Source organism: Rosenbergiella sp. YN46, assembly GCF_036620675.1.
Lineage (GTDB): Bacteria > Pseudomonadota > Gammaproteobacteria > Enterobacterales > Enterobacteriaceae > Jejubacter.
Genome location: NZ_JAZHEE010000010.1, coordinates 124,926 through 132,401 on the forward strand (window position 1 = coordinate 124,926; position 7,476 = coordinate 132,401).

6 protein-coding genes and 1 pseudogene are annotated in these 7,476 nt (G+C 60.0%); 5 read left to right on the forward strand and 2 right to left on the reverse strand.

Annotation, left to right across the window (positions count from 1 at the left end; all coding sequences use genetic code 11):
• Positions 1 to 16: 16 nt before the first annotated feature.
• On the forward strand, positions 17 to 265 hold the full coding sequence (locus V3W49_RS10385; protein ID WP_500145276.1) for a MafI family immunity protein: 249 nt from the start codon (positions 17 to 19) through the stop codon (positions 263 to 265).
• 51 nt (positions 266 to 316) lie between these two features.
• Here the strand turns inward: V3W49_RS10385 and V3W49_RS10390 are convergent, their stop codons facing one another.
• Both V3W49_RS10390 and V3W49_RS10395 read right to left on the reverse strand, forming a co-directional pair.
• Positions 317 to 556, reverse strand: coding sequence for a SymE family type I addiction module toxin (locus V3W49_RS10390; RefSeq protein ID WP_500145277.1), 240 nt, complete (start codon positions 554 to 556; stop codon positions 317 to 319).
• A gap of 74 nt (positions 557 to 630) precedes the next feature.
• On the reverse strand, positions 631 to 1,017 hold the full coding sequence (locus V3W49_RS10395) for a helix-turn-helix domain-containing protein (protein ID WP_500145278.1): 387 nt from the start codon (positions 1,015 to 1,017) through the stop codon (positions 631 to 633).
• 113 nt (positions 1,018 to 1,130) lie between these two features.
• On the opposite strand from V3W49_RS10395, the pseudogene V3W49_RS10400 reads away from it, so the two are divergent.
• From V3W49_RS10400 to V3W49_RS10415, 4 genes and pseudogenes are all read left to right on the forward strand, one after another.
• Positions 1,131 to 4,453, forward strand: a pseudogene (locus tag V3W49_RS10400) (CHC2 zinc finger domain-containing protein).
• Positions 4,454 to 4,481: 28 nt separating this feature from the next.
• Positions 4,482 to 5,561 carry a site-specific tyrosine recombinase XerC gene (gene xerC, locus V3W49_RS10405; RefSeq protein WP_500145279.1) on the forward strand — a complete coding sequence of 360 codons (1,080 nt, stop codon included), beginning with the start codon at positions 4,482 to 4,484 and terminating at the stop codon, positions 5,559 to 5,561.
• Positions 5,562 to 5,798: 237 nt separating this feature from the next.
• A complete protein-coding gene (locus tag V3W49_RS10410; protein WP_500145280.1) occupies positions 5,799 to 5,948 on the forward strand; it encodes a hypothetical protein in 150 nt (49 codons plus the stop codon).
• 318 nt (positions 5,949 to 6,266) lie between these two features.
• Positions 6,267 to 7,055, forward strand: a complete 789-nt coding sequence (locus V3W49_RS10415; RefSeq protein WP_500145281.1) for a hypothetical protein — start codon at positions 6,267 to 6,269, stop codon at positions 7,053 to 7,055.
• Positions 7,056 to 7,476 lie beyond the last annotated feature (421 nt).

Here is a 7,476-nt window from a genome sequence, read left to right on the forward strand (position 1 = left end):
GATCAATGAGATGAATATGGATAAGCAAATAATCCAACTAGGTGAAGGGCTAAAAGATCGATTAGATCCTTCGCTTATTGATTTTGCGCTGGACTATATAAATCATTCTGAAAGTATATTAGCGTTCGAAACGTTATGTGATTACGTTGCTGACTACGAAGTGAAAATAAACATGGATGAATATAATATAGTTATTCTTATTGCTAATAAACTAGGTTTGGAAGTAGATAGTCGATATAGTTATATAGATCCAAGTAAAAAATAGCATAAAAATCCCGGCCATCTGCGCCGGGATTTTACTTTATATACCAGTCAGTTACTTCTCACCCGCCAGTTGGACGATCAACTGTCCCGGTTTACCGATCACCTCGATCTTCTGCCCGGTCTCAAACCCCAGCGCCGCCAGCCAGTCGCCCTTGATGTGAAGGCTGGGGCTGCGGCTGTAATACAGCAGCTCGCCGGTAGCGCGCCGCTCATGGCGGCGGCTGATATAACTCACCGTGTAGCGGCGGGTTGTGAGTGTGGGTGTGCCTGGCTTATGATGTTGCGTAGCCATAAATCAACTCCTGTTCAGTTGGTTGTGGTCAGCGTTCAGGGCGTGGTAGGACACGGCCTGAACGCGTCTGTTAACTACTCTGTTTTACCAATCACGTTATCCAGCATCTCAGAGACAAACTTCTGCTTCGTCATCGGCATCTGGCGGATCATATCGATCTGCTGTTCCAGGCGTGATGACGGACCGCGCTTCGCTGTGCGTCTGGTGGGCAGGCCCAGCAGCTCATCCAGCGACAGGTTCAGGATCTGCGCCAGCTGCGGCAGCAGTGATGCCGAAACCTTGAGCCGTCCGCCTTCATAGTGCGCCATCGTCTGCTGGGCAATCCCCAGCTGTTCAGCCAGCTGCTGCTGCGTCAGCTGCAGTGCCTTCCTTGCCTGCGCAATCCTTGCGCCCAGCTCCCGGAAAAACTGTTCATCTCTGGTGTTCATGGCATTACGTTGCTGTCGGGTGAGTGTTGCCATGATGGTACTCCCTGTTTTGAATAACCCTGTTGGCATTACTCTATAATGGAGTACTCTGCAATGGAGTTATTTTTACTTTTTGGCTATTGACAGGTTTTTACAGGAGGTAAGGCATGGCCCGCATCCCGAAGTACGAGCTGGAGTACCTGAAGAACAATCTCAGCCTGCTGTCGCTGGTACAGTCGCAGGGCCATAAGCTGAAGCGGCAGGGAGAAAGCTACGTCTGTCTGTGTCCGTTCCATCAGGAGAAAACGCCGTCCTGCTCCGTTACCCCGTCTAAAAGGCTGTGGCACTGCTTCGGCTGCGGGGCCGGTGGCTCCATTATCGACTGGCAGATGAGAAGCACCGGGCAGACGCTGCGGGAGGCGGTGGCGTTCCTGCATGAGCGGCTGGCCTGGACACGGAAGGATGACGGCAGCCCGGCCCCGCAGCCGCAGGTGAAGGCGGTAAAGACAGCGACGGCACCTGAACCTCCCCCCTTAACCGTCCCTCCACACCCGACACTGACCGATCTGGACGATGACGGCCAGGCGCTGCTGCATCAGGCGGTGGACTGGTATCACCGGAATCTGCTGAACAGCCCGGAGGCGCTGGCCTGGCTGGAAAAGCGCGGTCTGAATCATCCCGATCTGGTGAGCTACTTTAAGCTGGGGTCGCGGGTGCGCACGGGATCGCCGGTGCGCTGCCGTCGCCGCACACAAAAGAAGGTAAGCAGCTTCGCCAGCGGTTAACGGCGCTGGGCGTGGTGCGCGACACCACCCGTCAGGATCACTTCCGGGGCTGCCTGGTGGTGCCGGTGACGGGCTGGCCGGAAAGTTACGATCCGGCGTTACGTGGCCGGGTGCTGCAGCTGTACGGGCGGCGGACGCTGGCGGACTACCAGCTCAAGAAAGGCTCGGCCCGGCATCTGTATCTGCCATCACCGCTGGGCGGCGTGTGGAATGAGGAAGCGCTGAAGGCGTCGGAGGAAGTGATCCTGTGCGAGGCGCTGATCGATGCGATGACCTTCTGGTGTGCCGGGTTCCGCAATGTTATCGCCGCATATGGGGTGAATGGCTTCACGGCGGGGCATCTGGCGGCGTTGCAGTATCACGGGGTGAAACGGGTGCTGATCGCCTTCGATCGGGACGAGGCCGGTGATCGGGGTGCGGAGGCGGTGGCGGAGACACTGGCGGGTGCCGGGATCGAAGCGTGGCGGGTGCGGTTCCCGGCGGGGCTGGATGCGAACGCCTTCGCGCTGAAGAGCGACAGCCCGGAAGCCGTGCTGGGTCTGGCGCTGGAGCAGGCGATACGGATGGCCCCGGCAGGCGGCGCGGCGGTGGCGTCTGAAGCAGGGCCTGTCAGCGCGGAAACCCCTTCCCCTTTAACTGTCCGGCCGCCGGTCCGTCAGGCGGCGGAGAGGGTGGCCTGTGAGGTGACGGTATCCGGCGAGCTGCAGTTACGCAGCGGTCCCCGGGTATGGCGGGTACGGGGCTGGCAGAAGAATACGACAGCGGAAGTGATGAAGGTCAATGTGCAGGTGCTGGATGAGTCAACCGGTGCCTTCCATGTTGACCAGCTGGATATGTACCACGCGAAGCAGCGGCAGGGGTATGTGAACACGGCGGCGTCAGAGCTGGAGTGCGAAGCCTCAGCGATAAAGCGTGAGTGCGGCCGGGTGCTGATGGCACTGGAGCAGCAGCAGGATGCGGCCCGGCAGGCGGCGGAGCAGGAGAGCCCGGGGGCGGCGGTGGCGCTGAGTGCGGAGGAGGAAGCGGCAGCGCTGGCGCTGCTGAAGGACCCGCAGCTTACGGAGCGAATCGTGGCGGACCTGGCAGCGTGCGGGGTGGTGGGTGAAGCGACCAACCTGCTGACCGGGTATCTGGCGGCGACGTCGCGTAAGCTGGAGCGGCCGCTGGCGGTACTTATCCAGTCCTCCAGTGCAGCGGGAAAGAGCAGCCTGATGGATGCGGTGCTGGGGCTGATGCCGGAAGAGGAGCGGGTGCAGTACTCGGCGATGACCGGGCAGAGCCTCTACTACCTGGGAGAGACCTCGCTACAGCATAAAATCCTGGCGATAGCAGAGGAAGAGGGCGTAAGGCAGGCGGCGTATGCGCTGAAGCTGTTGCAGTCGGATGGTGAGCTGAGGATAGCCTCGACCGGCAAGGACGAGCAGAGCGGCGAGCTGGTAACGCGGGAGTATAAGGTGCAGGGTCCGGTGATGCTGATGCTGACCACCACGGCCAGCGATGTGGATGAGGAGCTGCTGAACCGCTGTCTGGTACTGACGGTAAACGAGAGCCGGGAGCAGACGCAGGCTATCCATGCACGGCAGCGTCAGGCGCAGACCCTGGAAGGGCTGCTGGCACAGTCGGAAAAAAGTTACCTGACCCGGCTGCATCAGAACGCGCAGCGGCTGCTGCGGCCGCTGAAGGTGGTGAACCCTTACGCGGAGCAGCTGACGTTCCTGAGCGACAGAACCCGGACCCGGCGCGACCATATCAAGTACCTGACGCTGATACAGAGCGCGGCGCTGCTGCATCAGTACCAGCGTGAGGTGAAACGAACGGAGCACCGGGGCCAGGTGCTGGAGTATATCGAGGTGCAGCCGTCCGATATCGCGCTTGCGAACCGGCTGGCGCATGAGGTGCTGGGGCGGACGCTGGACGGGATGCCGCCGCAGACGCGGAAGCTGCTGGTCCTGCTGAAGGGGTGGGTGCATGAGCGGGCGCAGCAGCAGGCGGTGAAGGCGGAAGAGCTGCGGTTCATGCGGCGGGAGGTACGCGCTTCGCTGGGCTGGGGAGACACGCAGCTGAAGCAGCATCTGTCGCGGCTGCTGGAGATGGAGTACCTGGTACTGTACCGGCGCGGGCTGACGTATGAATATACGCTGCTGTGGGACGGTGAGGACGGCGACCAGGCACACCTGAACGGGCTGCTGAACGTGGCGCAGGCGGTGGTGGCCGGAGCGGATAACGAAGGCGGTGAGTACCGGTCGGGGTCCGGGGCTGAGCGGTCGGGGCAGAAGGAGAAACGGTCGGCCCCTGGTCGGGGTCAGGCCGGTCCCCGGTCGGGGAGCAGAAAAGCGGCGTCAGGCCAGAGGGCAGAAGGCCCGGCGGCGGAAGCGGTCGGGGTGAACGGAAACGCAGTAATCAGGGGTAAACGAAAAGAGGTTCAGTTACCGCTGCCTTCGTTAAGTGGCAATAAGCCGGATGATAACGAAGGCGGTGAGTGCCGGTCGGGGTCCGGGGCTGAGCGGTCGGGGCAGAAGGAGAAACGGTCGGCCAGTGGTCGGGGTCAGGTCGGGGAGCGGTCGGGAGGCAGAAAAGTGGCGTCAGGCCAGACGGCAGAAGGCCCGGCGGCGAAAGCGGCCGGACTGAACGGAAAGGCAGTAATCAGGAAGAAAAAGAAAATATCCTTACCCCCGTCGCCTTCGTTACCGGAAGCCTCTTCTTAATCGTCCGTCACTCAGGGAGCCGAATATCATGGTCAACCGTAAACGCCGCTCAAATCGCCTGCTCACCGTGGATGAAGTGTACCGCCAGCCGGTGGGTCCGGCCACTGACCCGAAAAGCCTTTACAACCTGCTGCTGCGGTTCGTGAAGTGGCGGCGGGAGCGCAACTGGTCAGAGAGCACGCTGAAGGTGCAGACGCATCACTGCTACCGCTTTATCTGCTGGGCGGACGAGCGGGGGATCCGCTATGCGGCGGAGGTGACGCGGCCGGTGCTGGAGAGCTGGCAGCGCTGGCTGTACGGCTACCGGAAAGCGAACGGTGAGGCGCTGACGTCACGGACCCAGCGGACGGCGGTGCAGCCGCTGCAGGTGTGGTTCCGCTGGCTGACGAAACAGGGGCTGCTGCTGGCGAATCCGGCGGCGGATCTGGAGCTGCCGCGGCTGGAGAAGCGGCTGCCGCGCACCGTCCTGAGCGTGGCGCAGGTGGAGGAGGTGCTGGGGCAGTGCGATCTGACGACGTTACAGGGCATCCGGGACCGGGCGCTGATGGAGCTGCTGTGGTCAACGGGCATCAGGCGGGGCGAGGTGGCCAGGCTTGAGATATACAGCCCTGACTTCAGGCGAAAAATCCTGACCATCATCCAGGGCAAGGGAAAACAGGATCGGGTGGTGCCGGTGGGCGAACGTGCGCTGTGGTGGCTGAATCGCTATATCAGCCATGTGAGGCCGGAAATCCTTGTCGAACCGGGGTGTCAGGCGCTGTTCCTGGCGATGGACGGTCTGGCGGGGCTGGAGGTGAACGGCATCACTAACGCGGTGGTGCCGTATCTGCGTGCAGTGGGAGTGGAGAAAGGAAGCTGTCACCTGTTCCGTCATGCGATGGCGACACAGATGCTGGAGAACGGCGCGGAGCTGCGGTGGATCCAGGCGATGCTGGGCCATGCGAGCGTGGAGAGTACACAGATCTACACCCAGGTGAGCATCCGTGCGTTGCAGGCGGTGCATGCGTCAACGCATCCGGCGGAGCGGGAGGCGGCGGAGGAAGAGGAGACCGGGTTGCTGGCCGATCTGCTGGCGCAGGAGGGAACGCCGGAGCCGCCGGAGAGGTAGCTACGTTAGCGGAGCAGGTCGGTAAGGTGGTGGGGGTTGGTGGCCCGGCAGAGCGCGCCGTCCCTGGCGCGCTCTGCCTTCTTCACGGTTGTGCAGCGCGGGGGTAAATGGCCGGTCAGCGGCGGTGGCGGTGTGCCATATGCAGTGCCGGAGTGGCCGCCGCCCGGCCATTAACCATAATGCAGGGAGATTATACGCACTACGCCGTCGGGCGTGTTCATCAACACAGGCCGCATCATGCGGCTTAATGCGTATAATCTGCATTATGGCGTGCGCCGCCCGCGTCTGGCGCAGGGAGTGCCGCCGTCCCTGGCGGTTCGGCGCGTCATCGTCGGTAAGCAACCCCTGAAGGAAGTCGGCCTGGCGGCCTCCGCTGAAAGGCGTTGATGCCCGCCCGGCGTCGTCTGTCAGCGGCGGATCGTGCCCCGCAAACAGCACGTGTCACTTCTTCGCGCCGCCGCCAGCCAGCGCCCCCCGCCCCGGGCAGGCGTGGTCATGCAGGGGAGGAGGCTCCAGAGGCGGGGGCGCCACAGGGGGCCGTCCCGTCCCCAGCGGGCTTCGCCAGCCCGCACCCGGCAGGCGGTTCACCGGGCCACAGCAAGCTGCGTCCCGGCTCCCGCCACGATGAAAAGCCGGTAATGACAGAGGCGGTGTGGCTGAATAAGATGAAGGCGTGCAGGCAGGATGCCAGGGCGGGGCGGTAGCGTGTCCGGAGGGGAAAAGCGCGTCGGGGCAAAAAGTTGCCGGGCGGGAAGAGCGGCAGGAAAAAGCGGTTGTAAGTGCAGGAAAGGACAGGGAAAAAGGGGGGGGGCGGCGGGTAAGTCCGCAACGGAAAGCGTTGTTGTTGAGAATAATCTTGTTGCAGGGAATGAGGATTTGCAGTCTGCATGGCTGCGTCAGCACGGCATTGATATGGCGAGTTGTTCCGATAATCCAGCCGGAGCCGCATGTCAGAAAGCTAAAAATGAAAGGAATGCTGTAGCGTTAGCTCTTGCTAGCGGGAGTGCAGCCTCACTCCCAGGGGAAGCATTGGCTATGTGGGGGCTAGGTGCCGGAGTAAATGCTGGTGTTCAATATGCAGGTAACGGTGAAATTAATCCTGTTAACGCTGTTGTTGCTGGTTGGGTGAATGTTGCTACGATGGGTAATGGCTGGAAAGGGACTGTTGCCGGGAACGCTGCTGGTGGTGCACTCGCTAACCAAATAAATGGTGATGATCCAGTTACTGGTGCTATTACTAACGGGGCGGGTGCCTGGTTAGGTTATGGGGTTGGTAACTATGTTGTGAAACCTATCACTAATGCAGCAGGGAAATTTATAACAAATGGCTGGGACCCAAAATTTAACCCTGATCTATTGAAGTACACCGAGATCAAGGGAAAAATGGGGGATATCGAAAGAGATGCAGCCAAGCAAAATTCCTGGAGCCGCAGGGGATTTTGGAGGCTCTATAACTTCAGAGATGACGGGGTCTGCTGTTCAGAAAATCATTGATGATAAGTTCAAAAGTGGGAAAAAAGAGTGAATTTATTAAAATTTTGTCTACTTGTCATCCTGGGCTCGATCCTGTCAGGTATTGCAATTGCTGAAATATCATACGTGGCTTTGCTATTAATTAAGTATATAGCTTATGGTCATCTGCTTTTTGATGTCTCTGAAGTTATGAAAGGTTTAAGGGTTGGAACTGTCGGAGGGAGCATTTTTGGTGGGGGGGTAATTCTATTTCGGCTTTTTAAAGTGAAAGGCTTCTAATTTCGATTTTGAAGTGCGGGCATCGCTGGTGGGCTTGCGGGAGGCGATACGGCGAATGCGGTTGCCGGAGTTTCAGCAGGGAAAAAGAGAGCGTTCAGAATTCTGTGTCACGTTAAAAATCCTACAGCGTCATCACCTTATTCAGCCGCCCGTCAAAATAAAT

What these genes read in the sequence shown, in the direction of transcription:
- V3W49_RS10385 (WP_500145276.1), top strand. Translation starts at nt 17, where the DNA reads ATGGATAAGCAAATAATCCAACTAGGTGAAGGGCTAAAAGATCGATTA.
- V3W49_RS10390 (WP_500145277.1), bottom strand. Translation starts at nt 556, where the DNA reads ATGGCTACGCAACATCATAAGCCAGGCACACCCACACTCACAACCCGC.
- V3W49_RS10395 (WP_500145278.1), bottom strand. Translation starts at nt 1,017, where the DNA reads ATGGCAACACTCACCCGACAGCAACGTAATGCCATGAACACCAGAGAT.
- xerC (WP_500145279.1), top strand. Translation starts at nt 4,482, where the DNA reads ATGGTCAACCGTAAACGCCGCTCAAATCGCCTGCTCACCGTGGATGAA.
- V3W49_RS10410 (WP_500145280.1), top strand. Translation starts at nt 5,799, where the DNA reads ATGCGGCTTAATGCGTATAATCTGCATTATGGCGTGCGCCGCCCGCGT.